This is a genomic window from Undibacterium sp. JH2W (genome assembly GCF_049340425.1).
Classification (GTDB): Bacteria; Pseudomonadota; Gammaproteobacteria; order Burkholderiales; family Burkholderiaceae_D; genus Undibacterium.
Genome location: NZ_JBMPOT010000072.1, coordinates 1 through 474 on the forward strand (window position 1 = coordinate 1; position 474 = coordinate 474).

The window sequence follows — 474 nt, forward strand, 5'->3', positions numbered from 1 at the left end:
CGATTACGGCTGCTGACCTACTCAATGACAAGGTATTGCCGCTCTTCGCCGAATACGAAATGGGCTTAATTCGAATCTTGACTGATCGGGGAACCGAGTATTGCGGCAGGCCAGAGTCGCACGATTATCAACTCTATCTTGCGTTAAATGAAATCGAACACACGAAAACCAAGGTGCGTCACCCTCAGACCAACGGCATCTGCGAGCGCTTCCATAAAACCATCCTGAATGAATTTTACCAGGTCACGTTCCGGAAAAAGATTTACTTGTCGATTGATGAGTTGCAGAAAGACCTTGATGACTGGCTGTATTACTACAATCACGAACGTACTCATCAAGGAAAAATGGGTTGTGGTCGTACACCAATTCAAACACTAATTGACGGAAAGGAGGCGTGGCACGATAAAATCACAAAACTAAATAACTGAATTTGATCTGACAATTCCGCACTTCAAACCGGGTGACTGTCAGATC

Annotated in this window: 1 protein-coding gene; it reads left to right on the plus strand. The window is 44.9% G+C overall.

All coding sequences use genetic code 11. The features are described from left to right. Window positions 1–428: integrase core domain-containing protein (locus ACO0LC_RS29170; protein ID WP_423009763.1), on the plus strand; the 428-nt coding region annotated here is incomplete at its 5' end. Between the last annotated feature and the right edge of the window lie 46 nt (window positions 429–474).